26 protein-coding genes and 1 tRNA gene are annotated in these 24,298 nt (G+C 69.6%); 9 read left to right on the top strand and 18 right to left on the bottom strand.

Annotated features, from left to right (window positions below; all coding sequences use genetic code 11):
• Positions 1–138: 138 nt before the first annotated feature.
• Both V7053_RS02095 and V7053_RS02090 read right to left on the bottom strand, forming a co-directional pair.
• Entirely contained in the window at positions 139–543 is a 405-nt protein-coding gene (locus V7053_RS02095) for a tautomerase family protein (protein ID WP_334170608.1), read from the bottom strand.
• Between the two features lie 186 nt (positions 544–729).
• Entirely contained in the window at positions 730–2,175 is a 1,446-nt protein-coding gene (locus V7053_RS02090) for a sugar porter family MFS transporter (RefSeq protein ID WP_334170607.1), read from the bottom strand.
• 128 nt (positions 2,176–2,303) lie between these two features.
• Between V7053_RS02090 and V7053_RS02085 the strand changes: the two genes are divergently transcribed.
• Complete coding sequence (locus tag V7053_RS02085) at positions 2,304–3,368, top strand: LacI family DNA-binding transcriptional regulator (RefSeq protein ID WP_334170606.1); 1,065 nt, start codon at positions 2,304–2,306, stop codon at positions 3,366–3,368.
• A complete protein-coding gene (locus V7053_RS02080; protein ID WP_334170605.1) occupies positions 3,365–4,195 on the top strand; it encodes an HAD hydrolase family protein in 831 nt (276 codons plus the stop codon). Before V7053_RS02085 ends, V7053_RS02080 begins: the two co-directional genes overlap by 4 nt.
• 13 nt (positions 4,196–4,208) lie before the next feature.
• On the opposite strand, the gene V7053_RS02075 is transcribed toward V7053_RS02080, so the two are convergent.
• Together V7053_RS02075 and V7053_RS02070 are read right to left on the bottom strand one after the other, a co-directional pair.
• Entirely contained in the window at positions 4,209–5,582 is a 1,374-nt protein-coding gene (locus V7053_RS02075) for an MFS transporter (protein ID WP_334170604.1), read from the bottom strand.
• Positions 5,579–6,337 carry an alpha/beta fold hydrolase gene (locus V7053_RS02070; RefSeq protein ID WP_334170603.1) on the bottom strand — a complete coding sequence of 253 codons (759 nt, stop codon included), beginning with the start codon at positions 6,335–6,337 and terminating at the stop codon, positions 5,579–5,581. The genes V7053_RS02075 and V7053_RS02070 overlap by 4 nt, the downstream gene beginning before the upstream one ends.
• A gap of 126 nt (positions 6,338–6,463) precedes the next feature.
• Between V7053_RS02070 and V7053_RS02065 the strand changes: the two genes are divergently transcribed.
• Genes V7053_RS02065 through crcB form a run of 4 tightly spaced genes read left to right on the top strand, consistent with a single transcriptional unit; the run spans position 6,464 to position 8,718 of the window.
• Entirely contained in the window at positions 6,464–7,219 is a 756-nt protein-coding gene (locus V7053_RS02065; protein WP_334170602.1) for a flavodoxin family protein, read from the top strand.
• A 46-nt stretch (positions 7,220–7,265) separates the two neighbouring features.
• Positions 7,266–7,847, top strand: a complete 582-nt coding sequence (locus V7053_RS02060) for a universal stress protein (protein WP_334170601.1) — start codon at positions 7,266–7,268, stop codon at positions 7,845–7,847.
• A complete protein-coding gene (locus V7053_RS02055; RefSeq protein WP_334170600.1) occupies positions 7,847–8,347 on the top strand; it encodes a fluoride efflux transporter FluC in 501 nt (166 codons plus the stop codon). The genes V7053_RS02060 and V7053_RS02055 overlap by 1 nt, the downstream gene beginning before the upstream one ends.
• Positions 8,344–8,718 (top strand): fluoride efflux transporter CrcB, encoded by a 375-nt coding sequence (gene crcB, locus V7053_RS02050; protein ID WP_334170599.1) that lies wholly within the window; start codon positions 8,344–8,346, stop codon positions 8,716–8,718. Before V7053_RS02055 ends, crcB begins: the two co-directional genes overlap by 4 nt.
• A 10-nt stretch (positions 8,719–8,728) precedes the next feature.
• Here crcB and V7053_RS02045 read toward each other — a convergent pair whose 3' ends face one another.
• The 9 genes from V7053_RS02045 to V7053_RS02005 form a co-directional block, all read right to left on the bottom strand.
• Complete coding sequence (locus tag V7053_RS02045; RefSeq protein ID WP_334170598.1) at positions 8,729–9,169, bottom strand: nucleoside deaminase; 441 nt, start codon at positions 9,167–9,169, stop codon at positions 8,729–8,731.
• The gene (locus V7053_RS02040) at positions 9,169–10,236 is read right to left on the bottom strand and encodes a zinc-dependent alcohol dehydrogenase family protein (protein ID WP_334170597.1); all 1,068 of its coding nucleotides are present in this window, start codon (positions 10,234–10,236) and stop codon (positions 9,169–9,171) included. The genes V7053_RS02045 and V7053_RS02040 overlap by 1 nt, the downstream gene beginning before the upstream one ends.
• Before the next feature lie 81 nt (positions 10,237–10,317).
• Entirely contained in the window at positions 10,318–11,253 is a 936-nt protein-coding gene (gene sucD, locus V7053_RS02035; protein WP_334170596.1) for a succinate--CoA ligase subunit alpha, read from the bottom strand.
• An 11-nt stretch (positions 11,254–11,264) separates the two neighbouring features.
• Positions 11,265–12,434, bottom strand: coding sequence for an ADP-forming succinate--CoA ligase subunit beta (gene sucC / locus V7053_RS02030; RefSeq protein WP_334170595.1), 1,170 nt, complete (start codon positions 12,432–12,434; stop codon positions 11,265–11,267).
• 185 nt (positions 12,435–12,619) lie between these two features.
• Positions 12,620–15,055 carry a DNA helicase PcrA gene (gene pcrA / locus V7053_RS02025; protein ID WP_334170594.1) on the bottom strand — a complete coding sequence of 812 codons (2,436 nt, stop codon included), beginning with the start codon at positions 15,053–15,055 and terminating at the stop codon, positions 12,620–12,622.
• Between the two features lie 83 nt (positions 15,056–15,138).
• The gene (locus tag V7053_RS02020) at positions 15,139–15,519 is read right to left on the bottom strand and encodes a hypothetical protein (protein ID WP_334170593.1); all 381 of its coding nucleotides are present in this window, start codon (positions 15,517–15,519) and stop codon (positions 15,139–15,141) included.
• A gap of 39 nt (positions 15,520–15,558) precedes the next feature.
• Positions 15,559–16,068 carry a DUF892 family protein gene (locus tag V7053_RS02015; RefSeq protein WP_334170592.1) on the bottom strand — a complete coding sequence of 170 codons (510 nt, stop codon included), beginning with the start codon at positions 16,066–16,068 and terminating at the stop codon, positions 15,559–15,561.
• A gap of 125 nt (positions 16,069–16,193) precedes the next feature.
• Complete coding sequence (locus tag V7053_RS02010) at positions 16,194–16,382, bottom strand: hypothetical protein (RefSeq protein WP_334170591.1); 189 nt, start codon at positions 16,380–16,382, stop codon at positions 16,194–16,196.
• 77 nt (positions 16,383–16,459) lie between these two features.
• A complete protein-coding gene (locus V7053_RS02005) occupies positions 16,460–17,278 on the bottom strand; it encodes an inositol monophosphatase family protein (protein WP_334170614.1) in 819 nt (272 codons plus the stop codon).
• A gap of 35 nt (positions 17,279–17,313) precedes the next feature.
• On the opposite strand from V7053_RS02005, the gene V7053_RS02000 reads away from it, so the two are divergent.
• The gene (locus V7053_RS02000) at positions 17,314–17,973 is read left to right on the top strand and encodes a hypothetical protein (protein WP_334170590.1); all 660 of its coding nucleotides are present in this window, start codon (positions 17,314–17,316) and stop codon (positions 17,971–17,973) included.
• Here V7053_RS02000 and V7053_RS01995 read toward each other — a convergent pair.
• Positions 17,930–18,673: a DUF998 domain-containing protein gene (locus V7053_RS01995; protein WP_334170589.1), complete on the bottom strand. Its 744-nt coding sequence runs from the start codon at positions 18,671–18,673 to the stop codon at positions 17,930–17,932. The genes V7053_RS02000 and V7053_RS01995 overlap by 44 nt on opposite strands.
• Positions 18,674–18,791: 118 nt before the next feature.
• Here V7053_RS01995 and V7053_RS01990 point away from each other — a divergent pair.
• A tRNA-Arg gene (locus V7053_RS01990) sits at positions 18,792–18,865 on the top strand.
• Position 18,866: 1 nt separating this feature from the next.
• A complete protein-coding gene (locus tag V7053_RS01985) occupies positions 18,867–19,349 on the top strand; it encodes a DUF6314 family protein (RefSeq protein WP_334170588.1) in 483 nt (160 codons plus the stop codon).
• Between the two features lie 11 nt (positions 19,350–19,360).
• Here V7053_RS01985 and V7053_RS01980 read toward each other — a convergent pair whose 3' ends face one another.
• From V7053_RS01980 to V7053_RS01965, 4 genes are all read right to left on the bottom strand, one after another.
• The gene (locus V7053_RS01980) at positions 19,361–20,512 is read right to left on the bottom strand and encodes an alkaline phosphatase family protein (protein ID WP_334170587.1); all 1,152 of its coding nucleotides are present in this window, start codon (positions 20,510–20,512) and stop codon (positions 19,361–19,363) included.
• Positions 20,509–21,786 (bottom strand): alkaline phosphatase family protein, encoded by a 1,278-nt coding sequence (locus V7053_RS01975; RefSeq protein WP_334170586.1) that lies wholly within the window; start codon positions 21,784–21,786, stop codon positions 20,509–20,511. The genes V7053_RS01980 and V7053_RS01975 overlap by 4 nt, the downstream gene beginning before the upstream one ends.
• A 99-nt stretch (positions 21,787–21,885) precedes the next feature.
• The gene (locus tag V7053_RS01970; protein ID WP_334170585.1) at positions 21,886–22,299 is read right to left on the bottom strand and encodes an NUDIX hydrolase; all 414 of its coding nucleotides are present in this window, start codon (positions 22,297–22,299) and stop codon (positions 21,886–21,888) included.
• A gap of 33 nt (positions 22,300–22,332) precedes the next feature.
• A complete protein-coding gene (locus V7053_RS01965) occupies positions 22,333–24,234 on the bottom strand; it encodes an ABC transporter ATP-binding protein (RefSeq protein ID WP_334170584.1) in 1,902 nt (633 codons plus the stop codon).
• Between the last annotated feature and the right edge of the window lie 64 nt (positions 24,235–24,298).

Raw genomic sequence — 24,298 nt, 5'->3', positions numbered from 1 at the left:
CTGTGCCCTTCCTGCTCCAAAGCCCGGGAACCCGAGCCGGCTGCGCCGCCTGTGGCGGCGGCCACAGACCAACTCTCCTACAGATCTAATGTGCTGTCAAAAGTTTGTACTGACATGTTTCCCACCCAGCGCGTTCGGTCAGCGCGCCGGGATCGCGAGCTCGCCGGTCACGTACTGGGCCCTTCCGAAGCCGAAGGACCAGTCACCCGCACCGTTCTCGACGTAGCCGATGAAGACATCCTCGCCGGGGATGCCCGCATCCGCGAGGTTCCGGGCAACCGCGGCGAAGAGGCCCTCTTTCGCCTCCTGGCTCCGGCCGCCCTGGGTGAAGATCTGGATCATGACGACGCCAGCGGAGCGCTCGAAGCCGAGGCCGGCGTCCTGCGCGACGATCTGGCCCGGGGCATGCTCGGTGATGACGTGGAAGTAGTCTCGCTCCGGGATCCCGTACTCGGCGAGGATCGCGTCGTGGATCGCCCCGGTGAGGCGTGCGAGCTGCTCGGGGGTCCGGCCGGCGTTGACGTCAATGCGGACGAGAGGCATGGGGGAACTCCTATTGAGACTTTGTCCTTACAATAAAACAATAGCCTTCGGGCTCGTTGACGGCAAGGTTTGTTCTGACAAACTTGCCTGAGCCGCCCGCGCCGCCCCCGCGCTGCCCCCTCGCCGCCCACCCGGCGCCGGGAGCGCCGGATGGGCGGTCCGCGGACGGCCGCGATCCTGTCGCTGCTACCTCTTGTGGGCGAGGTAGATCGAGCCGGTCGTGACGTCCTCTTCGAGGGCCTCGAGCGTGCGGCCTCGGCTCTCCGGCACCTGGGTGATGACGAAGATCAGGGCCAGGGCGCCGACGACGGCGAAGAGGAAGAACGTCCCGGTAATGCCCATGGCGGCCACCATCGACGGGAAGTAGAGCGAGAGGAACCCGTTGACCACCCACAGCGCGAAGACGGCGACGCCGATGCCGAAGCCGCGCATGTGCAGCGGGAAGATCTCCGAGAGGTAGACCCAGACGGCAATGTTGAGGAACGTCTGCATGGAGCCGACGAACGCGACGACGAGGAACAGGATCACGAAGGGCCGGGCGGGATTGCCGGCTGGCAGCGCCATCGAGGCGATGCCGATCAGCACGTGGCAGGCCGTGGTCAACGAGAGGCCCGTGATGAACGTCTTGCGCCGGTCGAGGCGATCCATCATCTTCAGGGCGATGAGGCCGCCGATCACAGCGATCACGCCGGGGGCGATGTTGGCGATGAGCGCGCCGTCCTTGCTGAAACCCGACTCCGTGAGCACGGTCTGGCCGTAGTACATGATCGAGTTGATGCCGGTCAGCTGCTGCGCCACGCCGAGCCCGATCGCGACCAGGAGGATGCGGAAGAGGTTCCGGTTCGAGAAGATCGCCCGCCAGCCGATCTGGTGGCTCTCGCGCTCCTCTCGCGCAATGGTCTCCACGTCGGCGAGCTCGGCAAGGGCCCGGTCATTCGCGCGGACGGTACGCAGCACGTCGAGGGCCTCGTCCTTGCGGCCCTTCTCGACAAGCCAGCGGGGCGATTCGGGCATCCGCAGCATTCCGAAGAACAGCGCGATCGCGGGCAGGGCGCAGACCGCGAACATGATGCGCCAGACGCCGCCGATATTGCCGAAGACGTTGCCGATGATCGCGTTGACCACGAATGCGGCGAGCTGGCCGATCACGATCGCCAGCTCGTTGCGGCCCGCGAGCGATCCGCGGATCTCGAACGGTGCGAGCTCGGCGAGGAAGACGGGCACCACGGTAGAGGCGCCGCCGACCGCGAGGCCGAGGAGGATGCGGCCCACTACGAGGACTTCGAAGTTCGGGGTGAACACCACCGCGAGCGTGCCGGCGAAGAACAGGACGGCGAGCAGGATGATCGTCTTCCGACGGCCCCACGCATCGGAGAGGCGACCGCCGAAGATCGCACCGATCGCAGCGGCAAAGACGAGCGAGGAGGTGACGACGCCTTCGGTGATCGCCGTCAGCCCGAGTTCGGTGGACATCGGGCTCAGTGCGCCGTTGATGACGCCCGTGTCGTAACCGAAGAGGAGGCCACCGAAAGTGGCGACGAGGGCGACGAGGCCGAGACGCTTGCGGTAAGGACCGTCGGTCAGCGGAGGGAGCGAGGCTGCGCTCGACGCTCCGGCATGGGCTGTGGCCATTGGGACTCCTTTGTCGTTCTGCAGCGAGCATGTGGCCCGCGTCTCATCCAGACTAACGCGCGAAAGATTCAAATGTAAGGTCAAATGGACAAAATCTTTCTGACGGGCCAGCGTGCAAGGATGACAGCGTGATACCTCCCGCACTCCCCGGCCCGCGCCGCCCCGTGACGCAGGAGGACATCGCGCGCGAAGTGGGCGTCTCGCGCACCCTCGTCTCCTTTGCGTTCCGGGGCGCCCCCGGCGTGAGCAGCGAGACGCGTCAGGCCATCCTCGAAGCAGCCCAGCGCCTCGGCTACCGGCAGAACGCGGCAGCCGCTGATCTCGCACGCAAGCGGCCCTCCGCCGTCGGACTCTATCTCCTCGACCTCCGGAACGAGGTGTACGCGGACATCTTCCAAGGTATCCGTGAGGCCGCCGAAGATGCCCGCAACCGCCTCATCCTGACGGTCTCCCCCTCGGCCAACTCCCTCGGGCGCAGCTCGGTCGACTCCCTCATCGAGGCCCGCGTCGGCATCGTCATCGCGGCGACTCTCCTCGACCCGGACGCGGACATCAAGGAACTGGCGCAGATCGTCCCGGTCGTGAACGTCGCCCGCCGCGTCGAGGATGTCGACAGCGTCTATTCCGACGACCCAGCCGGGGCCGAGGCCGCCGTGCGCCATCTCCTCGGACTCGGGCACACCCGGATCGCGCACCTCACGGGCCCCCCGCATGAGGGGCACCAAGGCCGTCGGCAAGCCTACGAGCGCGTCATGGCCGACGCCGGCCTCCCGCCGTTCGTCCTCACGGCGGAGGACTACACGCAAGAGGCGGCGGAGAAGGCCATGCGCCCGCTCTTGGCGGGCAGCGACCGGCCGACGGCGGTCTTCGCGCACAACGACGAGCTCGCCGTCGGCGCGAGGGAGGCCGCCTACAGCCTTGGCCTCACGGTGCCCGATGACCTCTCCCTCGTCGGCTATGACAATTCGCGCATCTCACGCCTGCACGGCATCGACCTCACGTCAGTGGACCTCCGTGCGCTCGACCTGGGGCGCTCAGCCGGGCGGGTTGCGCTCGAGCGGCTCGCCGATCCGCTCGCCCCCGCCGTCGACCTCAAGAGCTCCCCGCACCTCGTCGTCCGAGGTTCGACCGCACCCCCGCACCCAGTGCGGGACCAACGGCCCGGGCGGAACCACCAGAAGGACCGAGCATGACCGCCGCGCGCACCATCTTCCTCGACGTCGACGGAACCTACGCCGACCGCGGCATCGTCCCGCCGGGGCACGTCGACGCGGTCCGGGCCGTCCGGCGTGCAGGACACCGCGTCCTGCTGTGCACGGGCAGGCCCAAGTCCATGCTCTCGCCCCATCTCCTCGCCGCCGGCTTCGACGGGTTCGTCGCGGCGGCAGGGGGCTACGTCGAGATCGACGGCCGCGTCCTCCTCGACCGCCGCTTCCCCCGAGACCTTGCCGCGCGCGCCGTCGAGGTGCTCGACGGCCACGGAGTCGCCTACCTGCTGGAGGCGCCCGAGGCGATCTACGGTCCGCCCGGCGTCGATGTGCGGCTGACCGCCCTGCTCGGGGACCACCTGCGCTCCGGCGAGGGATCCGAGCACGATGGGCCGCTCGACATCCTCAACGTCCTCGAGATGACGGCCGACCTGTCCGCGGCGTCGTTCGGCAAGATCACCTACTTCGATTCGCCCATCGCTGTCGGCTCGCTCGCCGAGTCGATCGGCGAAGGCGTCGGCGCCCTCCCGAGCTCGATTCCCGGCATGGGCGATTCCGCCGGCGAGCTCTATCTCGCGGACGTGCACAAGGCCGTGGGGATCCGCGCGGTCGTGGACTACCTCGGCATCTCGCGCGAGGACGTCGTCGCGGTCGGCGATGGGCCCAACGACGTCGAGATGATCGCCTACGCGGGGATCGGCGTAGCGATCGACGGTGCCGTGCCTGCGGTCCTGGCGGCCGCGGCCCACGTCGTCCCCGGCCCGGAGCGCGAGGGGCTCGTGGAGGCCTTCGCGACGCTCGGCCTGATCTGAGCGAGCCCGAGCGCTACTGCAGGACCTCCGCGGGGCGCCGGGCGTCGTCGTGCGTCCTGATCGCGGCGAGCCCGCTCACGGCCATCACGACGACGGCGCCCAGCACGAGGAGGAAGGGGGCGGTCCAGCCGCCGGCCGCGTCGCGCAGGTAGCCCATGAGGATCGGCCCGAGGGACGCGAAGCCGTAGCCGACCGACTGGATGAACGCCGTCATCCGGCGGTTCTCGTCGAGGGACTTGGCCCGCTGGATCACGACCGTGAAGACCACGGTGAACGTTCCGCCCTGGGCCACGCCGCCGACGACTGCCCACAGGGGCCACAGCTCCGGAGCGACGAGGATTCCGGCGGGCAGCGCAATCCAGCACGTCGCGACCAGGACGAAGAGCCGCTGCGGCCCCCAGCCGACCCAGCGCGAGAGGGCCGGAATGAGCAGAGGGCCGATGATCGCGAAAAGCTGGAACAGGCTCGCCGCGAGGCCGGCCTGCGACGTCGTCATGCCCCGCGTCTGGACGAGGAACGTCGGAAGCCAGAGGGTGATCGCGTAGTAGCCGAGGTTGTGGAGCGCGAAGGCCACCGTGAAGAACCGCATCATGCGGCGATTGGCCGGGCTGATCCTCGACGCCGTGCCGGTCCTCCCGGCCCGGCCGGTCCTCCCGGCGGGGCTGGCCCTCCCGGCGGGGCTGGCCCTCCCGGCGGGGCTGAGGGGAAGGGAGCCTGTCGACGTGCCCGGCTGGCCTTGGGCGGCGCGCAGCTCCGCACGGCGACGTGCGACGGCGCGCGCGAGGGGTCCCGGGAACTCGTCGTCGGACCATCGCGGGCCGTCCTTCGACGGCGGAAAAACGGAGAACCACGCGACGGCAGCGAGCGCCGTGAGGACGAGCCACGAGACGAGCGACCACTGCCACCCGACCGCCCCTGCGAGCGGCGCCGTGAGCGCGGAGGCGAGGGTCGTGCCGACGTTGACGGCCGCCGTCGTCAGCCCCGTCATGACCGCCGCACGCTGGGGGAAGTCGCGGCCCACCAGCAGCGGTGTGACGACGTTGACGATCGTCATCGCGACGCCGATCACCACCGTGCCGACGATCGCGCCGACCGCTCCCCCGAAGGATCTCAGGACAACCCCTGCCGCGAGGCCGCCGAAGAAGTACAGGTTGGCGTGGTTGATCCCGACGCGCCCGATGAACCATGCGGCGGCCGGGGTCACGAGCCCGAAGCACAGCACGGGAATCGCGGTCAGGAGGCCCGCGACAGCCGCGGCGAGGCCCGTATCGTGCTGGATGCTGCCGAGCACCGGGCCGAGGCCGACGAGTGGGGCGCGGGCGTTGAGGGACATGAGGCCGACGGCGAGCAGGGCCAGCGCCGTAGCGCGGGTGATCCGGCGGCTCACCCCGAGGTCCCCTGCTCCAGCAGGAACTGCGCGACCTCCGCTGGGCGGTGGTACATCATGACGTGCGGCTCGCCCTCGACGATGGCGACCTCGGCGGCGCGGCACAGGGATGCAAGGGTCTGGAGCCAGGCCGGGGGCGCAATCGGATCCTTCTCCCCGCCCACGAGGAGCACCTTGCGGTCGAGGTGGCCTATTCGCTCTTCGATCCGGTGTTCCATCATGCTTCGCAGGGTCTTGAGCCACCAGCGCGCCCCGCAGCGGAAGTAGTCGTTGGTGATGATCCTGTTCACGCCGCCGGACTCCCGCAGGGTGTCCTGGGCGAGCCGCAGGCCTTGCATCACGACCGAGTGCTCGGCGGTGTTCACGGTGGGCGCGAGGAGGGCGATCGGTTCGGGCCCGGGGCGCTGGATGCCCATTTCAACGGCCACCTGGCAGCCCATCGAATGCCCCACGACAGCGGGGTGCCCCTCGCCGAGCCTGTCGAACGCGCCCCAGGCCGTCTCGGCGAATTCCGCCATGCTGAGGGCGCGCCGCGGCTCGAGGTTGCGGCCGTGGCCCGGCAGCTCGAGCAGGTAGACGCGGGCATGCCGCGCCAGCTCATGGGCCAGAGGCCCGAAGTACACGGATGACGCGCCGATCCCGTGGACGAGCGCAAAGGCTCGCTCGCCGTCGCCGCCCGTGCGCACCTCGATGCCGTGGCGCTTGTCGAGCACGTGCAGCTCGCCGAAAGGGATCCTCGTCTTTGTCCTAGTCATCGCCTGCCCAGCCTATCGGCCTGAGCGGCGTGCCTTGGCGGCAAGCGGACGACGCCGGCCCTCGCCCCGGGTGCCCGGGCGCGCCTAGCATCGTGGCGGGGAGGGATCGGACGGAAGGAGCCGGCGGTGCTTCCGGAATCAGTGCAGGAATTCATCGACGCCGAAATAGCGGCGAATGCAACAGATTTCACCGACTTGCGAGCGGTGTACCTCAACGGAACCCTCAAGCCGAGCCCGCAGGCGAGCCACACCGATGGCCTCATTTCCGTGAGCCGGCACGTGCTCGAAGGCGTGGGCGCGCACGTCGACGTCGTTCGCGCCGTCGACCACGACATCCCGCCCGGCGTCTACCCCGACATGCGCGAACACGGCTGGGCGACGGACGACTTCCCGGATCTCTACCACCGGCTCATCGAGCCGGCCGACATTCTCGTGATGGCCACCCCGATCTGGCTCGGAGACCAGTCGTCGGTCACCCGAAAGCTCGTCGAACGGCTCTACGGCTGGTCGGCCGAGCTCAATCCGAAGGGCCAATGGTCGTACTACGGAAAGGCGGGCGGCGTCCTCGTGACCGGCAATGAGGACGGCGGGAAGCACTGCTCGGCGCAGCTCCTCTACGCCCTGAGCCACATAGGCTTCACGATTCCACCCCAAGCGGACGCGTACTGGGTCGGGGAGGCGGGTCCCGGCCCGTCCTACCTCGATGACAACCGCGGAGCGCACAACCACTGGACCACCCGGAACACCGTGTTCGCGGCGTGGAATCTGCTCCACACCGCCCGGCGCCTCAAGGACGCCGGCGGCCTCCCCGCGCATGGGAATGTGACCTTCAACTGGGACCTCGACAACCCGGATCACCCCAACCCGGAGTACCGGCGGTAGTCTGTCGGCGGGCTTCCGGCGTTCTCCGGGCCCGGAAGGAGGATCCGTGGACCGCGAAACGCCCGGGCTCGCGAGCGGCCGTTCCGAGGGCGGCCGTTCCGAGGGGAGCGGCTACCGCCCGCAGCGAGTGAACGGTCCCGTCGTCGCCGCGGTCACCCCCGGCCAGAGCCTTGCGGTCCTTCACCGCGCCGCAGACCTCGCGCGCGGGCTCGGCGTCGGGCTCCTGTGTGTGCACGCCGATCCGTCGACCGTCGAGGAACGGGAGGCCGACGGGCGCATCAGCATCCTTCCCATCGATCCCGACGTGGTCGACGACGACGCCGCCCGCATCCGCATCGAGCTCTTCCACGGGCTGAGGGACGAGCTCGAGGGCTCGGGGCTCGAGTGGCACTTCGCGGCGGTCTCAGGCGAGCCCGCGAAGGCGATCGGCGCCTACGCCGAACAGATGGAGGCCTCCTTCATCGTCGTCGGCACCCGCGAGCGCGGCATTGCAACCCGGTTCGAGGAACTCGTCGGGGGGTCCATCGCAACCCATCTCGCCCACGGGCAGAACCGGCCCGTCGTCGTCGTTCCCTTGGCACATCACGCGCACCCGCATCCGCACCGCCACGGCAGCGAGGAGCGCTGATGGAGCCCGAGCCCCGCGCACGGGCGGCCGACCGCGCCCCCGACGTCGATCCGGACGCCGGGACCCTCGGCGTCCGGCGTCCGCCACGCCCGCTCCACCTGGAGCCGCGTTACGTCCTGCTCGTCGCCGCCGGCGGCGTCCCCGGCGCGCTGGCACGATACGGCCTGGGCCTCGCCCTGCCCGGCCCCGGGGCCTGGCCTCTGCCCACGCTCGTGATCAACCTCGCGGGCGCCTTCGTGCTCGGAGTGCTCCTCGAGGTGCTGACCAGGATCGGCCCGGACCACGGGCCGCGGCGCGCCCTCCGCCTTCTCGTCGGAACCGGTTTCCTCGGGGCGTTCACGACGTACAGCACGTTCGCGGTCGACGCCGATCGGCTCTTCGTGGCCGGACGGCTCGGCGCAGGCCTCGGATACGTGGCCGCCTCGCTGCTCGGTGGCGTCGCCGCGAGCTTCCTGGGCATCTGGCTGGGGGCCCGCTCGTCCGCTCGGCGGGCGCCGTGAACGCCCTCACGGTGGTCCTGCTCGGACTCGCCGGAGGCCTCGGTGCGGTCACGCGCTTCGTCGTCGACGGCGTCGTCCGCGCTCGCTTCCGCTCGGCCCTTCCCGTGGGGACCATCGCGATCAACGTCTCGGGCTCATTCCTGCTGGGCGTGATCGCCGGGGCCACCCTGCACGGCGCCCCCGCAGCCCTCCAGGCCATCGCCGGGACGGGTTTCCTCGGCGGTTACACCACGTTCAGCACGGCGAGTGTTGAGACCGTTCGGCTCGTCCAGGCCGGGCGCGTCGCGACCGCGGCCGTCAACGCGCTCGGCACGCTGGCCCTCGCGCTGGCCGGAGCCGCCCTCGGCCTCTTGGCCGGCTCCCTGCTGTAACGCTGCGCCCTCACGCCTGTTCGGCGATGTCCTCTGCCCACAGCTCGGGGTGCTCCCGCTGGAAGTCCTCCATGAGGCGCACGCAGCGGTCGTCGTCGAGCACCTCGACCTCGACGCCGCGCGAGCGGAGAAGCTCGAGCTCGCCGGGGAACGTCCGCGCCTCCCCCACCACGACTTTGGGGATCTTGAACTGCACGACGGTGCCCGCGCACATGGCACAGGGCGCGAGGGTCGTGTAGAGCACGGTGTCGCGGTAGCTCCGCTGCCGTCCAGCTGCGCGGAGGGCGGACATCTCGCCGTGGGCGATCGGATCGCCCTGCTGGACTCGCTCGTTATGGCCGACGGCGACCACCTCGCCGCCGCGGACAAGGGCCGCCCCGATCGGGATGCCGCCCTCGGAAGCGCTCGCGCGAGCGGCGTCGAGCGCGGCGTCGAACCCGGCGTCAGCCATCAGTTCGCCGTCTCTGGCCGCAGCATGACCTTGATGGCCCGGCGTTCGTCCATCGCCGCGTAGGCCTCGGGCGCCTCCTCGAGCGGGAGGACGGCGTCGAAGACGAGGCCCGGCTCGATCCTGCCCGCAAGGACGTCATCGAGCAGTTCGGGGAGATACGCGCGGGTGGAGGCGGCGCCGCCGCCCACGCTGATGTTCTTCGAGAACAGGACCCCGATCGGAAGCTCGGCGCCGCCCGCTGGGACGCCCACGAAGCCGAGGCTGCCGCCCGGGCGGGTGCAGCGGAGGGCCTGGTCCATTGACTCCGCGGTGCCGACGCACTCGAGCACGGAGTCGGCCAGCACGCCGTCGAGAAGCTCGCGCACCTTCTCCGCCGCGGCCTCCCCCCGTTCTGCGACGACATCGGTCGCGCCGAACTTGCGGGCAATCTCGGCCCGATCCTCGTGGCGCGACATCGCGATGATCCGCTCGGCGCCCAGCCGCTTGGCGGCGAGCACGCCGCAGAGCCCCACCGCGCCGTCGCCCACCACCACGACGCTCCGGCCGGGCCCGACGTGCGCGGCCACCGCCGCGTGGTGGCCCGTGCCCATCACGTCGGAAAGGGTGAGGAGGCTCTTGAGGAGCGACTCGTCCGGCTGGATGACGCCGGGCACTGGCACCAGCGTGCCGTCGGCCATCGGTACGCGCACGAGTTCGCCCTGGCCGCCGTCCACGTGGAAGCCGTGCTCGTCGGTGCCGCCCCACGCCGCGCGGTGGTCGCACGCGACCTGTACGCCGTTGCGGCACTGAGGACACTTCCCGCACGATACGGCCCACGGCGCAACCACGAGGTCGCCGACCTTGACCGCCGTCACGGCGTCCCCGGCCGCCTCGACGACCCCGACGAATTCGTGGCCGATCGGCCGGGGCTTCTCCGTGCTGCGGACGCCGCGGTACGGCCAGAGGTCCGAGCCGCACACGCAGGAGGCGGTCACGCGGACGATCGCGTCGTCGGGCGTGTGCAGGACTGGGTCTGGGCGATCCTCGACGCGGATGTCGCGGGTTCCATGGATGATCGTGGCGCGCATGCTGTCTCCCGGGATGGTGGCTTCGGGCCCGCTGGGACCCCTCGTTGCGCCGTCACGTCCGCAGGGTGCGCAAGCGGGGGGTCAGAGGCTCGAGGGCTCCTCGTGCTTCGGGTATACGGTGCGGAGGAGGTGTGCGGTCTCGGACGGCGTCTTGCCGACCTTGACGCCAGCGGCCTCGAGGGCCTCCTTCTTCGCCTGGGCGGTGCCAGAGGAGCCGGAGACGATGGCACCGGCGTGGCCCATGGTCTTGCCCTCGGGCGCCGTGAAGCCTGCCACGTAGCCGACGACCGGCTTCGTGACGTTGTTCTTGATGAACTCGGCCGCGCGCTCCTCGGCGTCGCCGCCGATCTCGCCGATCATCACGATCGCCTTGGTCTCGGGGTCCGCCTCGAACGCCGCAAGCGCGTCGATGTGGGTCGTGCCGATGACGGGGTCGCCGCCGATGCCGATGGCCGTGGAGAAGCCCAGGTCACGGAGCTCGTACATCATCTGGTAGGTCAGCGTGCCGGACTTCGAGACGAGGCCGACGCCGCCCTTGCCCGTGATGTTCGCCGGCGTGATGCCCACGAGCGCCTCGCCCGGGGTGATGATGCCGGGGCAGTTCGGCCCGATGATCCGGGTGATCTGGCGGCCCTCGGCGTCCTTCTTGGACTGCGCGAGCGCCCAGAACTCCGCCGAGTCCTGCACCGGCACGCCCTCGGTGATGACGACGACGAGCCCGATCTCGGACTCGATCGCCTCGATCACGGCGTCCTTCGTGAAGGCCGGGGGCACGAACACGATCGAGGTGTCCGCCCCGGTCTCGGCCATGGCCTCCTTGACCGAGCCGAAGACCGGAAGCTCCACCGGGGCGCCGTGCTGGTCCTCGTGCTTGACCGTCGTGCCTGCCTTGCGGGCGTTGACGCCGCCGACGACGTTCGTCCCGGCCGCGAGCATGCGGGCGGTGTGCTTGGAGCCCTCGCTGCCCGTGATGCCCTGGACGATGACCTTGTTGTTCTTGTTCAGGAAGATCGACATCTTCTTCGTCCTTACTTGCCAGCGAAAGCGAGCTCGGCGGCCTTCTCGGCGCCCTGGTCCATGTTCTCGGCGAGGGTCACCAGCGGGTGGTTGGCCTCGTGCAGGATGCGCCGGCCCTCGTCGACGTTGTTGCCGTCCAGTCGGACGACGAGCGGCTTGTTCGCCGAGTCGCCGAGCTTGGAGAGAGCCCCGACGATGCCGTTGGCGACCGCGTCGCACGCGGTGATCCCGCCGAACACGTTCACGAACACGCTCTTGACCTGCTCGTCGCCGAGGATGATCGAGAGGCCGTTCGCCATGACCTCTGCCGAGGCGCCGCCGCCGATGTCGAGGAAGTTCGCCGGCTTGACGTTGCCGTGCTTCTCGCCGGCGTAGGCGACCACGTCGAGCGTGGACATCACCAGGCCCGCGCCGTTGCCGATGATGCCGACCTCGCCGTCGAGCTTGACGTAGTTCAGGTCCAGGGCCTTCGCCTTGGCCTCGAGGGGATCCTCGGACTCCTTGTCCGCAAGCTCCTCGTGCTCCGGGTGCCGGAACGAGGCGTTCTCGTCGAGGGAGACCTTCCCGTCCAGGGCCACGATGTCCCCCGCGCCGGTCTTGACCAGCGGGTTGACCTCGACGAGCGTGGCGTCCTCGCCCTTGAAGACGTCCCACAGCTTGACGATGACGTCAGCGACCTTCTCGCGCAGCTCCGGAGCGAAGCCGGCCGCCTCGACGATCTCCTTCGCCTTGGCCGCGTCGATGCCCACCGCGGGGTCGACCGGGACCTTCGCGAGCGCCTCGGGGCGCTCGACGGCGAGCTGCTCGATCTCCATGCCGCCCTCGACCGAGCACATCGCGAGGTAGTTGCGGTTCGAACGGTCCAGCAGGACCGAGAAGTAGTACTCCTCGGCGATGTCCGCGCCGGCCGCGATCATGACCTTCTTGACCGTGTGGCCCTTGATGTCCATGCCGAGGATCTTCTGGGCGTGCTCGAACGCCTCGTCCGCGGACTTCGCGACCTTGACACCGCCGGCCTTCCCGCGGCCTCCGACCTTGACCTGCGCCTTGACGACGGTCACGCCGCCGATCTTCTCGGCAGCAGCCTTGGCTTCCTCAGGGGTATGCGCAACGATTCCGGCCAGCACGGGCACGCCGTGTGCCTCGAACAGATCGCGCGCCTGATATTCAAACAGGTCCACGGTTCAGTGTCCTCTACGTCGAAGTAGTTCTGACTCGGAACACCCATGGTTCGCCGCTGGGAGCTCCCCGTCGGCGGGCCCAGTGCTCCAAGGGGAAACTCTAGCCCCTCCCCATGGGCGCAGTCCCCCGAGGGCCTTTTTCGTGACCAACCGCACAGCTCTACGTCGTGTAGAATCCGGGCCGCTCAGCCCACCTTGGTCAGCGGCGCGTAGCGCAGCAGGAGCCGCTTCTCCCCCACCGAGAACGTCACCTTCGCGACCGTCTTGTCCCCAGTCCCCTCGACGCCGATCACGGTCCCGTTGCCGAACGCCGTGTGGTTGACCTTGTCGCCGATCGCCACGGAGATGATCTCCTTCTGCGGCTGCACCCGGTTGGCCCGGACAGAGGCCGGAGGCGAGGAGATGGCGTCGAACTGGGCGTTCCGGCTCGCACCCGATCCCCAGTACGAGCCCGAGTACTTGGACGAGAAGCGGTCGCCGGCCGTCCCGACCGCTGGGGGCCGCGCCGACCCCTCGCGCTTCCACTCGATGAGGTCGGCCGGCACCTCCCCGATGAACTGGCTCGCGGGGTAGTACTCGCTCTGGCCCCAGAGGCTGCGCACCTCGGAACGGGTGAGGTACAGCCGCTCGCGGGCCCGCGTCAGGCCGACGTAGGCGAGCCTCCGCTCCTCCGCGAGTTCATCGGGATCCGTGGCCGATCGGCGGTGCGGGAACACCCCGTGCTCCATGCCAGTGAGGAAGACGACCGGGAACTCGAGGCCCTTCGCCGTGTGGAGGGTCATGAGCGTGACCACGCCTTGGCGCTTGGCCTCCGCAACGGCGGCTTCGACCTCCTCCTGCGACGCGCCCGGCGCGTCGGGAATCTGGTCCGCGTCCGCGACGAGTGAGACCTGCTCGAGGAAGTCGGAGAGCGTTCCTTCCGGGTTGTCCCGCTCGTATTCGCGGACGACGGCGACAAGCTCGGCCAGATTCTCGACGCGCGACTCGTCCTGGGGATCGGTCGAGTTGCGCAGGCCGGCGAGGTAGCCGGTCTGCTCGAGCACTGCCTCGAGCGACGCCGCTGCGCCCGACCCCGCGGCGACGACGGCCAGGTCGTCGAGGAGCTTCACAAACCCCTTGACCGCGTTGACCGAGCGCGTGGCCATCGCCGGGGCCTCGTCCGCGCGCCGCATTGCTGCCATGAAGGAAATGCGGTCCCGTTCCGCGAGCGCGGCAAGCGCGCCCTCGGCCCGGTCGCCGATCCCCCGCTTCGGCTCGTTGAGCACGCGGCGGAGGTTGACGTCGTCGTCCGGATTGACGAGGACCCTGAGGTAGGCGAGCGCGTCCTTGATCTCCTTGCGCTCGTAGAAGCGCGTCCCGCCCACGACCTTGTACGGCAGGCCGACCCGCATGAGTATTTCTTCGAGGCTGCGGGACTGGGCGTTCGTGCGGTAGAAGACGGCGACGTCCCCGGGCCGGTAGTCGCCCGTGTCGACGAGCCGGTCGATCTCGCCCGCGATGAAGCGGGCCTCCTCATGCTCGTTCTCCGCGGCGTAGCCGATGATCTTCTCGCCGTGCCCCTCGGCCGTCCAGAGCGTCTTCTCGGGCCGGTTGGGGTTGCGGGAGATGACGGCATTCGCCGCCGAGAGGATGGTCTGAGTCGACCGGTAGTTCTGCTCGAGCTTGATGGTGCGCGCGTTCGGGTAGTCCTTCTCGAACTCCACGATGTTGCGGATGTCGGCCCCGCGGAACGCGTAGATCGACTGGTCCGAGTCGCCGACGACGGTGAGTTCGGAGGCACCCGGGCCCTCGCCCACGAGCTCCCGCACGAGGGCGTACTGCGCATGGTTCGTGTCCTGGTACTCGTCGACGAGCACGTGCCGGAACCGACGGCGATAGCCCTCCGCGACGGCTGGGAAAGCACGGAACATGTACACGGTCTCCCCAATGAGGTCGTCGAAGTCCATCGCGTTCGACTGCCTCAGGCGCTGCGTGTAGCCCCGGTAGACCTCAGCCACGCCTGCCTCGAACGGATCGCTCAGATTGGCCCGCGCGGCGAAGTCTTCGGCGTCGATGAGCTCGTTCTTGAGCGCCGAGATCTTGTGCTGCACCGCCTTGGCGGCAACCTTCTTGGGATCGAGCTCGAGCCCCTTGTGGACGAGGGTGATGAGCCGCAGCGAATCGGCCGCGTCATAGATCGAGAAGTTCGAGTTGAGGCCGACGGCGGAGGCCTCCCGGCGCAGGATCCGCACGCACGAGGAGTGGAACGTCGAGATCCACATCCGCTTGGCCCGGTCGCCGACGAGCGACTCGATGCGCTCGCGCATCTCCGCGGCGGCCTTGTTCGTGAACGTGATCGCGAGGATCTCGCCGTGATGTGCCCGGTGAGTTGCGATGAGGTAGGCGATGCGGTGCGAGAGGACGCGCGTCTTGCCTGAGCCAGCCCCGGCAACGATCAGCAGAGGGCTCCCTGCGTGCACGACAGCCTCATGCTGCTGCGGGTTCAGCCCCTCGAGCAGCCGCTCGGCGGCAGCGTCCGGCGCCAGATCGCGGACCGGAGGCTCAAGGTCGTCCGGTTCCTGCGCACCCCCAGGCGTGCCGGGCTTGGGCAGGTCAGCGTACGGATCGAAGAGCATCTCCATGATGCTTCCATTTTAAGGCCGCGACCCGACAGTTGTGGGCGCGGCTCCCATCGGGACGCCGCGCCCCAGCTCAGTTGGCCCGCTCAGTGCGCGGGCTGGTCCCCGTCCGACGGCTTCCGCACCCCGTAGCGGTGCCCCTCCGAGTCCGTCTGGACCTCGATCCCGTCCAGCTCGTGGGACTCCTTCAGGTCCTCGGGGTTGTGGCCGTAGGCCGCCTCCTCATCAAGATCGCGGTGCGCCGCAGGACCGTAGATGCTCCGCAGGTGACCCATGGTCCGCATGAAGTGGCCGAGCCGCGAGTGCCGTGCCCCCGGCTCCTGCCGTAGCTGGGCCCGATCCGCCGGCACCTGCTGCGGCATCTCGACCTTTGCAGGCTGCCCCTCGCCCTTCGGCCGCGGAGGCTCGCCCGGCTGGGCGTCTCCTGCCTGCGCGTTGCGACCGCCGTCGGTCGTGGATTCGCTCATGGTTACTTCATCCTCTCCAACGCCCCAACGCCCCTCCGGTCAGTCGGTCGTCGCCTCGACCGTCTCGCTGCTCTCGAACACCTCGCCCAAGAGCCCGAGAATCCGGTTCCTCGCCGAGAGCAACTCGACCAGGATCTTCTCGAGCCGCTCGGCGATGCTCACGTCGAGCCAATCCCGGGCATAGACGGCGAGTGGTTCGTACGCTGCGACCGACCCGTAGAGGACTTCGAGCGCGAGGGGCAGCACGGCCAGGTCGAGGATCGACTTGTCCGTCTTCCGCAGGACCGCGTTGGCCTCATGGTTCAGCCCGTCGGCGGTGTGCGCTGACGGAACGGCGACGTTCCGCTCGAGGTCGGCGAAGAGATCCTCGACGACGGCGGCATGCAGGCGGGCCTCTTCTTGGAGATCCCGCATGAGGGCGTTCACAGCCCTTCGCTGGGCGTGATGCTCGAGGGTCCCGAGCGTCACGATGGCCCGGCGGCTCGTGCCCCGGGCGAGGCCCAACCGATAGACGAAGAGCTCATGGGCTTCGGTGAAGTATTCGAACACGACGCAACCTCGCTTTCCGCGGACCTGCCGGCCGCGGACGCCAAGCAGCGGCCGTGCCGAGCAGTCCCTCCCCCCATTTTCGCGCGGTGCGCGGGAGGCGGCAATGCTCGGCACGGCCGAGCGCGTCAGGCGTCAGCGCTGCGATGCTGTTCTGCGATGTCGGCCGGATCGGCCTCGACGACGACGTCCTCGCCGTCGATCACGCCGTCTTCCTCATCCCACACGGGCAGATCCGGCTCCACCGAATAGTCGAGCGACGGATCCTCGTCTTCGCTGAGGCTGTGGACCGGATCCTGGTTCTCGATGCTGGCCATGATGCCCCTCCTAGCTGTCGCTGACTGGGTCCCTCCAGCACAGCATTGCTGGGAGCCGGGGTCAAGGCCGCCGTCGGTCAGGCGAATTGCACCTCGGCGAGCGCCGCGAGGATCTCGCCGACCGCCGTCGGCCCTCCCGCTGCAAACCAGGTGAGCCCGTTGACGACGACGGTCCCGGTCGTCCCGCCGGCCGCCCCGAGGATGGCCTTCCCCGGCAGCCAATCCCACTGGGGGCAGGAGTGCTGGAACCAGGCCCCGATCTCTCCCTGGGCGACCCTTGCCAAGTCGCACGAGCCGGAACCGAGGATGCGGATCGATGCGGCCTTGATGGCGGCGTTGTGCCACGGCATCGCGGAAAGGGGCTGCTCGAGCCAGCGGGGCTGGATCGACGTCGCCGTGCCGAGCAGGGCGAGCGGCGCGTCCGCGGGCCCGGCGAGCGGCTCGCCGTTGAGGGTCGCCGGCACGTCCGTCCCGCCGACCCAGAGCTTGTCCTCCTGGGGCTGGAAGATCGCGCCGAGGACGACGTCGGGGTCGGCCTCAGTCGTCGGGGCGTCGCCCCGGAGCGCAATCGCAGAGCACCAGTACCTCGAGCCTGAGAAGAAGTTGAACGTGCCGTCGACGGGATCGATCACCCAGGTGCGTCCGGATGACGTCGGGACCGAGGCGCCCTCCTCGCCGAAGACGCCGTCCTCGGGGCGGCATCGCGCGAGCTGCTCGACGACGTACGCCTCCGCGGCCTTGTCCGCCGCGGTGACGATGTCGGAGACCGACGTCTTCCGTTCGGCTGAGAGTCCTTCCGTCCGCATCCGGAGGGCGAGACTGCCCGCGTTCCGGACGAGGGCGGCCGCGAGCGCGGCGTCGTCGAGGGCAGGGTCGAGGGCCAAGTCTTCGGTCAGCTGGGGCACCCCACCAGCCTAGCGATAATGGAATCATGTCCAAGACCCCCGCCCAACGCGCCCGCAAGCACGGCGACCGAGCCGCCGTCTCCCCTTCGGGGCAGCGTCCTGCCGGGCAGCAAGGCGCCCGCACGCCCGTTCAGCCCATGCGGCCGGCCCAGCCGGGGGAAGGCAACCCGAAGCTGATCATCATCGCCGCGCTCGGCGCGACGCTCTTCATGTTCTGGTACTTCCACCTGCTCACGCTCACCCAGATGACCCAGCTGAGCAACGGGCTCGCGATGCCCGATTCACTCGTCGGCGGCTTCTCGACCGGCTACATGGAGCAGCTCCGCGGGGTCCTGAACTCGGACGCGTTGGGTCAGCTCAGCTACGTTCACAAGACGGCCGGGACGATTTTCGTCGTCGTCTTCGGCCTGACCTTCCTGCTCGTCTTCGGGGCGTGGGCGAAGTCCCGCGTGGTGCGGCGGGCGGGCTTCTCGGCTGTCCTCCTGTTCGCCGTCGTGAGCATTTGGGGGCAGATCGCGATCGACGACGCCCTCGGCGGGCACGCGTTCGACGCCGGCCTCGCGACGCTCGCCTCGGTGCTCGTGGTGCTCGGCTGGGTGCTGTTCGCCGTCGTCGTGCTCGGGGGCGGGGCCGTGGCGCTGCTCAGCTGGCGGCAGAAGACGGACGCGCAGCCCGCAGACGCCTGATCTCGGCCCTCTGGCGGCGTGCCCCGACGAAGATCACGGCGCCCATGATCGCGATGCCGAAGGTGATCGGGTAGGCCATGAGACGCTCGAGCAGACCGGGCTCGGGCACGCGGAGGCGCGTGGCGGCGCCGACGGCCGTCGAGACGAGCGAGACCGCGCCGAGCCCGAGAACGGGCCAGCCCGCCGCCGTGTGGCGGAGCCACTGGATGCCGAGCACCACGAGAGCGAGCGAGGCTCCTCCGAAGTAGAACCCCGCGGCCGTGAGATGCAGCGCGTCGATCGAATCCTCCGGGACGAGGCCGACGACGACGAGCCCCGCGCCCGCCGCCCCGAGCAGGAATCGGACGGCGGTCGTCGCGGTCAGGCCCTTCGGCGAGGGCGCGGTGGGGCGCGCGGCGACCCCGAGCACAGTGGAGGTGATGAGCGCGGCCGCGACGAGCATGCCGAGGCCCTGGAGGACGAACGAACCGTTCATGAGCCAATTGAGCGGCGAGCAGACTTCCCTCCCCGCGTGGATTCCGCAGCGGAGCGCGCCGAGGTCGCTGATGAAGTTCGCCGTGGGGCTGTAGGGGGCAGGAGCGGCCCAGCGCGACGCCACGACTGCCTCGGCCACGAAGAACTGGACGACGCTCACGGCCGACCATGCGCCGAGGTAGTGCCGGACGTCCGCGGGTGCGGGGAAGGTCTGCCGGGAACGCATGAGCCCACCCTAGCGAGCGCTTCCCACCGCGGCGGGAAGCCACCGGCACCGCAGGTGGCGGAAGCCGGCGCGCGAAAACGATATGCTTGAGAGCGTGCCCGGGCGCGCCGGGGCACGGGCCCCCGTAGCTCAGTAGGATAGAGCGGCCCTCTCCTAAAGGGCAGGCCATCGGTTCGATTCCGGTCGGGGGCACTTGTCGTATTCAGTCCCGGACCTGCGCGCGTACCTGAGCGGTGCTTGGACGGTCGAGCGCAGCCTCCTGGACCGCGCGACGGGGATCCGCGGGACGTTCTCCGGGACCGTTACCTTCCGCGCTCGGGATGAAGCGAACGACGACGACGGCGCGCTCGTCCAGTGCGAAAGCGGCCGGTTGCGCTGGGGGCAGCATGAGGGCCCCGCGACGCGGGAATACGTGTGGCGTCCCGGGGCCTCGCCCGAGACCATGGACGTCTTCTTCCCCGACGGCAGGTTCTTCCACCGCGTTTCCCTCTCGGCGGACTCCCCCGGCCTGCGCGGCGAGCACTGGTGCGACCCGGACGACTACCGGGTCTCCTACACCGTGGTGGGCCCGGACGAGTTCCGCTACGAGTGGGACGTCCGGGGCCCCCGGAAGGACCTCCTCCTCACCACCACGTTGCGCCGTCACGTCCGCAGGGTTCACACCCTGCGGACGTGACGGCGCAAGCCTCAGACGCCCTTGTTGAACACGTCCAGGCCGAAGCGGTTGAGCCCCGGCGTTCCCGCGTACCCGAGGTAGGGCAGGTGGAAGAGGTCCTCGATGCTCGCGAGGAGGCTGTAGTGGTTGTACGGGGTCGTCGACCAGGTGCCGCCCGCCGTCGAAGGCGAGAGCACGAGCGCGCCGACCCTGCCGCCGCCCATGCCGGCGATGCCGGGCTCAGGGGCATTCGGCCCGGGGCCCTCCCCGCAGCATGCGGTCGAATCCGTCTGGGGACCGTCCGACTCGTCGAACGTGATGACGAGGACGCCGTCCTGCTTGAAGGCCGGCGAACCCGTGATCACCGGAACCCACTGCTTGAGCCACGCGTCTGCGGACACCAGGCCCCCGGGCTCGCCGTCGACGCACGGCGAGTCGTGCCCGTCGTGGCAGAGGTTCGGCGTGATGAACGAGACATCAGGGGTCGACGAGACGGATCCTAGGTCGTTGGGGAGTGCGGAGAGGTCGACGTCGTTCGCCGCGCACGACGGCGAGCCCGTGATCGCCGCGAAGTACACGAACGGGTTGTGGCGGGCGGCGTACTGGTCGCCGACGCGCGCCTTCTGGGTGTCGTCGACGGTGCCGAGCTGAGGATGGCGGCACGGCGTCCCCATGTCCTCCATGTACCCCTTCCAGGTCTTCCCGGCGCCCGTGAGCTGGTCCGCGAGCGTCGGCACCCCCGTCGGGTACACGCAGCCGCTGCCCACGGCCTGGCCGGGCGCGACGGTGCCCGTCTGGACGAACGGGGAGTAGGTCTGGCAGTCCGCCTGCGTCTGGTCGTTCGGCCCCTGCCCGGAGATCTCGGCAATGTAGTTGTCGAGGGAGTTGTGCCCGATCCCGTAGTACGAGTTCAGGAGCACTCCCTGCGAGCGCAGCGTCTGGGACAGATAGGGCGCCTGCGAACCGGGGCCCCACGTCTCGTCGTAGCCCTTGTTCTCGAGGTTGATGACGAAGACGTGGGCACTCGACGGCAGGTACTGCGGCGTCTGATCCGCAGCCCTCGCCGGGCCGAAGCCCCCGCGCAGGAGCGCCGCGGCCACGAGGACGATCACGGCGACCGCCGCGAGGACGACGGCGGGGAGCCGCCGCCCCGGCCGTGCAGAGAGGAGAGGGAGGCGGTTCATGAGAGGTTCCATCCTTCCGCGATGGCCTTGGTCTTGAGCGGCTTCCACTCGTCCTCGGGATCGCCGCCGGGCAGGGGCGTGCACGCCGCACCCGCGGCGAAGGGGGGAACGGTGAACGCCGGCGCCGTGAGATTCGGCGTGCTCGAGAAGTCGAGGACCTCAGCGATGTTGTTCGCGTTCGCGTCCCGCGGGGTGAGCGCCGGGAGGCCCCACCGCCATTCGATGGCCTTGAGCACCGAGGTGTGGTCGTAGACCCCGGAGGCAATGGTGCCGCGCCGGGCGTACGGCGAGACGACGAGGGCCGGCACCCGGAAGCCGCGCAGCGCCGTCGTCGTGCTCGTGTCCGGGGCTGTCGAGGGTGCGACGTGGTCGAAGAATCCGCCCCACTCGTCGAAGTTGACGACGAGGAGCGTCTTCGACCAGAGGGGGGACGTGGTGACGGCGTGGTAGACCTCGTTGAGGAAGAGCTCGCCCGAGCGGACGTCGGCGTGGGGGTGGTCGTCCCCCGACGTGCCGGAACTCTCGTCGGTGAATCGGGGATCGACGAAGCTCACGGACGGGAGGGTGCCCGCGGCGCAGTCCGTGAGGAACTGCGAGTAGGGCGAGGAGATCGGAAGGTACTTCGTTCCCCAGAGCGCGAGGAACGGTACGTCGGAGTAGTAGTACTTTCCCGTCACGCCGGCTGAGGCGAGGCTGTCCCAGATCGTGGGCATGGTTGCCGTCGCCGTGGAGTTGTGGATCCGGTCCGTCTGGGCCGAGTGCTGGTAGAAGCGATTGGGGTACGTCTCGGCCATGACCGCGGCGTAGTAGTTGTCGCACACGGTCCACGCCGGCGCTGCCTGCGCGAAGAACGCGAGGTCGTCCGCGGTGTAATAGCCCACCGCGAAGTCGTCGTTCTCCCCCGCCCGGAGCCAACCGTCGCACTTGGCATTGTTGAACTCGATGCGTCCGCCCTCATAGGAGTGGTCGGGGTCGGGGTGGCTGCAGCCCTGGTAGTCGCTGAGGTGGTGAGTCCCGTGCGGGACGCCGTAGCGGTCGATGTACGTGAGTCCGCTCTGCTGGCCGTTGGCGCCGGGCAGCCAGCCGAGGAAATGGTCGAAGGAGCGGTTCTCCATCATCACGACGACGACGTGGTCGATCCCGGACGCGGCGGGACTGGGCAGCGCGGCCTGGACGGCGCCACGGGCAGACTGCGGTGCCGCTGCGGGGAGGGCGGCTGCGCCTGCCGCGGCCAACGTCGCGGCCGAGAGGAAGTTACGGCGGGAGATCGTCACGGCCACTTAACCTACCGGCCAGTAGCTGCTCTCGCGCCCGATTTTGCCAAGCGTTCACCTTCAATTCACGCACGCGACCACGGGCGCCGCGAGGCGGAATCAGGCGCGCCGGAAAGCCTCGAGCGCGGGGAGGACATGGTCGGTCAGCAGGGGCGCGAGGTCTCCCGGCAGCTCGTCCCGGGGGTCGAGCCAGCGGAGTTCGGCGATCTCCGCCGAGGCATGGACCTCCGACGGCTCGTGCGTACCGGGAGCCGTGAACACCGTCGCCTCGATGTCCATCCCGGCCTCATTCGCCGCGCGGGCGACCCAGAACCCCATCGGCTCGAGCTCGTCCGCGGCCACGGCGATCCCGACCTCCTCGGCCAGCTCGCGGCTCGCGGCCTCGGCGGCGCTCTCCCCCGGCTCCGGCTTCCCGCCCGGGTGCATGAATCGGTCCGTTCCGCGCTTCCGCACTGTCAGGAGCTGACCGGCAGGCGAGAAGACACATACGGCGGAGACGACGATCGGAGGCACCCGACGAGCCTAGCGCGCCGGGGTGCGCCGCCGTCAGCGGGCGACGTCGGCCCCCGCATCCTGGGCGACCGCGACGGCGTGCGCGAACTGCGTGTTGTACAGCTCGGCGTACCGTCCGTCGGCGGCGAGCAGGTCGGCGTGGGTGCCGCGCTCGACGATCCGTCCGCCCTCGACGACGAGGATCTGGTCCGCGGCCCTGATCGTCGAGAGCCGGTGGGCGATCACGAGGGCCGTGCGGCCCTCGAGCGCTTCGGTGAGGGCCGCCTGGACGGCGGCCTCGTTCGTCGAGTCGAGTGCGGCGGTCGCCTCGTCGAGGATGACGACGCGCGGCTGGGCCAGCAGCAGGCGGGCGATCGTGAGGCGCTGGCGCTCGCCGCCCGAGAGCCGGTAGCCCCGCTCGCCGACGACTGTCTCGAGGCCGTCGGGCAGGGACCGGACCATGCCGTCGAGGCGTGCGCGGCGCAGGGCGTCCCACAGTTCGTCGTCGGTCGCGACCGGCGCGGCGAGGCGCAAGTTCGTGGCAATCGATTCGTGGAACAGGTGGCCGTCCTGGGTCACCATGCCGACCGTGCCCCGGAGGGAGGCGAACGTCGTGTCCCGGACGTCGACCCCGCCGATCCGCACCGCGCCGGAGTCGACGTCGTACAGGCGCGCGATGAGCTGCGCCGTCGTCGACTTCCCGGCACCCGAGGACCCGACGAGCGCGACCGTCTGTCCCGGTTCCACCGTGAACGAGAGCCCATGGAGGACTTGCTCGCCCCCGCGGGCGTCGAGGACGGCGACCTCCTCGAGGGAGGCGAGCGAGACCCTGTCCGCGGACGGATACGAGAACCGGACGTCGTCGAACTCGACTGAGACCGGCCCGTCCGGAAGCGGCCGCGCCGAGTCCTTCTCGCGGATGAGCGGGACGAGGTCGAGGACCTCGAAGACGCGCTCGAAGCTCACGAGCGCGCTCATGACGTCGACGCGCGCGTTCGAGAGGGACGTGATGGGCGCGTAGAGCTTCGTGAGAAGGAGGGCGAGCACGACGACGTCCCCCGCGGCCATCTGCCCGCTCACCGCGAGCCACCCGCCGACTCCGTAGACCAGGGCGAGGGCGAGCGACGAGACGAGCGTGAGCGACGTGATGAACGCGAACGCGAGGACGGTGCTGCGCACGCCGATGTCTCGCACGCGCTTCGCCTTGGCGGCGAACTCGGCAGACTCCTCATTGGGCCGGCCGAAGAGCTTGATGAGCGTCGCTCCCGGCGCCGAGAACCGCTCCGTCATCTGATTGCCCATCGCCGCGTTGTAGGCCGCCGCCTCGCGGCGCATGTCGGCGATCTTGGCTCCCATGCGTCGGGCAGGGAACAGGAAGAGCGGCAGCAGGAGGAGGGAGAGCAGCGTGACGAGCCACGACTTCTGGACCATGACCGCGACGGTCAGGACCAGCGAGACGCTGTTGCTCACGACGCCGCTCAGCGTCCCGGCGAATGCCGACTGGGCCCCGATGACATCGTTGTTGAGCCGGCTGACGAGGGCACCTGTGCGCGTTCGCATGAAGAACGCGATCGGCATCTTCTGCACGTGGTCGAAGACGGCGCGACGCAGGTCGAGGATGACTCCTTCGCCGATGATCGAGGACATCCATCGGGAGAGCAGGCTGAAGCCGGCGTCCGCGATCGCGAGGACGCCGATGAGTGCCGCGAGGAAGACCACGGGGCCGAGGCCGGAGCGCGCGACGATCGCGTCCACGACCTGTCCGGCGAGCACCGGCGTGGCCACCGAGACGACGGCGTCGAGGATCGAGACGACGACGAAGATCAGGATCCGTGTGCGATACGGCTTCGCGAAGCCCAGGACCCGCTTGAGGGTGGCCTTCGTGAAGGGATTGGCCCCGTCCTTTGCCTTGCCCATGGCGTGCATGTAGCTCCACGCCGCCCGGTCCATGCTCATGCGCCGGTCACCGCCTTTCCGTGCCTAGTCAGGATAGGCCCGGTGCCGGATGCCTCGCACAACT

Source organism: Sinomonas sp. (genome assembly GCF_036848755.1).
In the GTDB taxonomy this organism is placed as follows: Bacteria; Actinomycetota; Actinomycetes; order Actinomycetales; family Micrococcaceae; genus Sinomonas.
The sequence above is the reverse complement of the archived record's forward strand: the minus strand, read 5'-3'. Positions and strand labels throughout refer to the sequence as shown.

Coding starts and splice junctions, on each gene's coding strand:
- V7053_RS02020 (WP_334170593.1), bottom strand. CDS start 15,519: ATGAGCGAATCCACGACCGACGGCGGTCGCAACGCGCAGGCAGGAGAC.
- V7053_RS02010 (WP_334170591.1), bottom strand. CDS start 16,382: ATGGCCAGCATCGAGAACCAGGATCCGGTCCACAGCCTCAGCGAAGAC.
- V7053_RS02095 (WP_334170608.1), bottom strand. CDS start 543: ATGCCTCTCGTCCGCATTGACGTCAACGCCGGCCGGACCCCCGAGCAG.
- V7053_RS02080 (WP_334170605.1), top strand. CDS start 3,365: ATGACCGCCGCGCGCACCATCTTCCTCGACGTCGACGGAACCTACGCC.
- V7053_RS02000 (WP_334170590.1), top strand. CDS start 17,314: ATGTCCAAGACCCCCGCCCAACGCGCCCGCAAGCACGGCGACCGAGCC.
- V7053_RS02045 (WP_334170598.1), bottom strand. CDS start 9,169: ATGGCTGACGCCGGGTTCGACGCCGCGCTCGACGCCGCTCGCGCGAGC.
- V7053_RS01980 (WP_334170587.1), bottom strand. CDS start 20,512: ATGAACCGCCTCCCTCTCCTCTCTGCACGGCCGGGGCGGCGGCTCCCC.
- V7053_RS02090 (WP_334170607.1), bottom strand. CDS start 2,175: ATGGCCACAGCCCATGCCGGAGCGTCGAGCGCAGCCTCGCTCCCTCCG.
- V7053_RS01965 (WP_334170584.1), bottom strand. CDS start 24,234: ATGAGCATGGACCGGGCGGCGTGGAGCTACATGCACGCCATGGGCAAG.
- V7053_RS02070 (WP_334170603.1), bottom strand. CDS start 6,337: ATGACTAGGACAAAGACGAGGATCCCTTTCGGCGAGCTGCACGTGCTC.
- sucD (WP_334170596.1), bottom strand. CDS start 11,253: ATGTCGATCTTCCTGAACAAGAACAACAAGGTCATCGTCCAGGGCATC.
- V7053_RS01995 (WP_334170589.1), bottom strand. CDS start 18,673: ATGCGTTCCCGGCAGACCTTCCCCGCACCCGCGGACGTCCGGCACTAC.
- V7053_RS02055 (WP_334170600.1), top strand. CDS start 7,847: ATGGAGCCCGAGCCCCGCGCACGGGCGGCCGACCGCGCCCCCGACGTC.
- V7053_RS02040 (WP_334170597.1), bottom strand. CDS start 10,236: ATGCGCGCCACGATCATCCATGGAACCCGCGACATCCGCGTCGAGGAT.
- pcrA (WP_334170594.1), bottom strand. CDS start 15,055: ATGGAGATGCTCTTCGATCCGTACGCTGACCTGCCCAAGCCCGGCACG.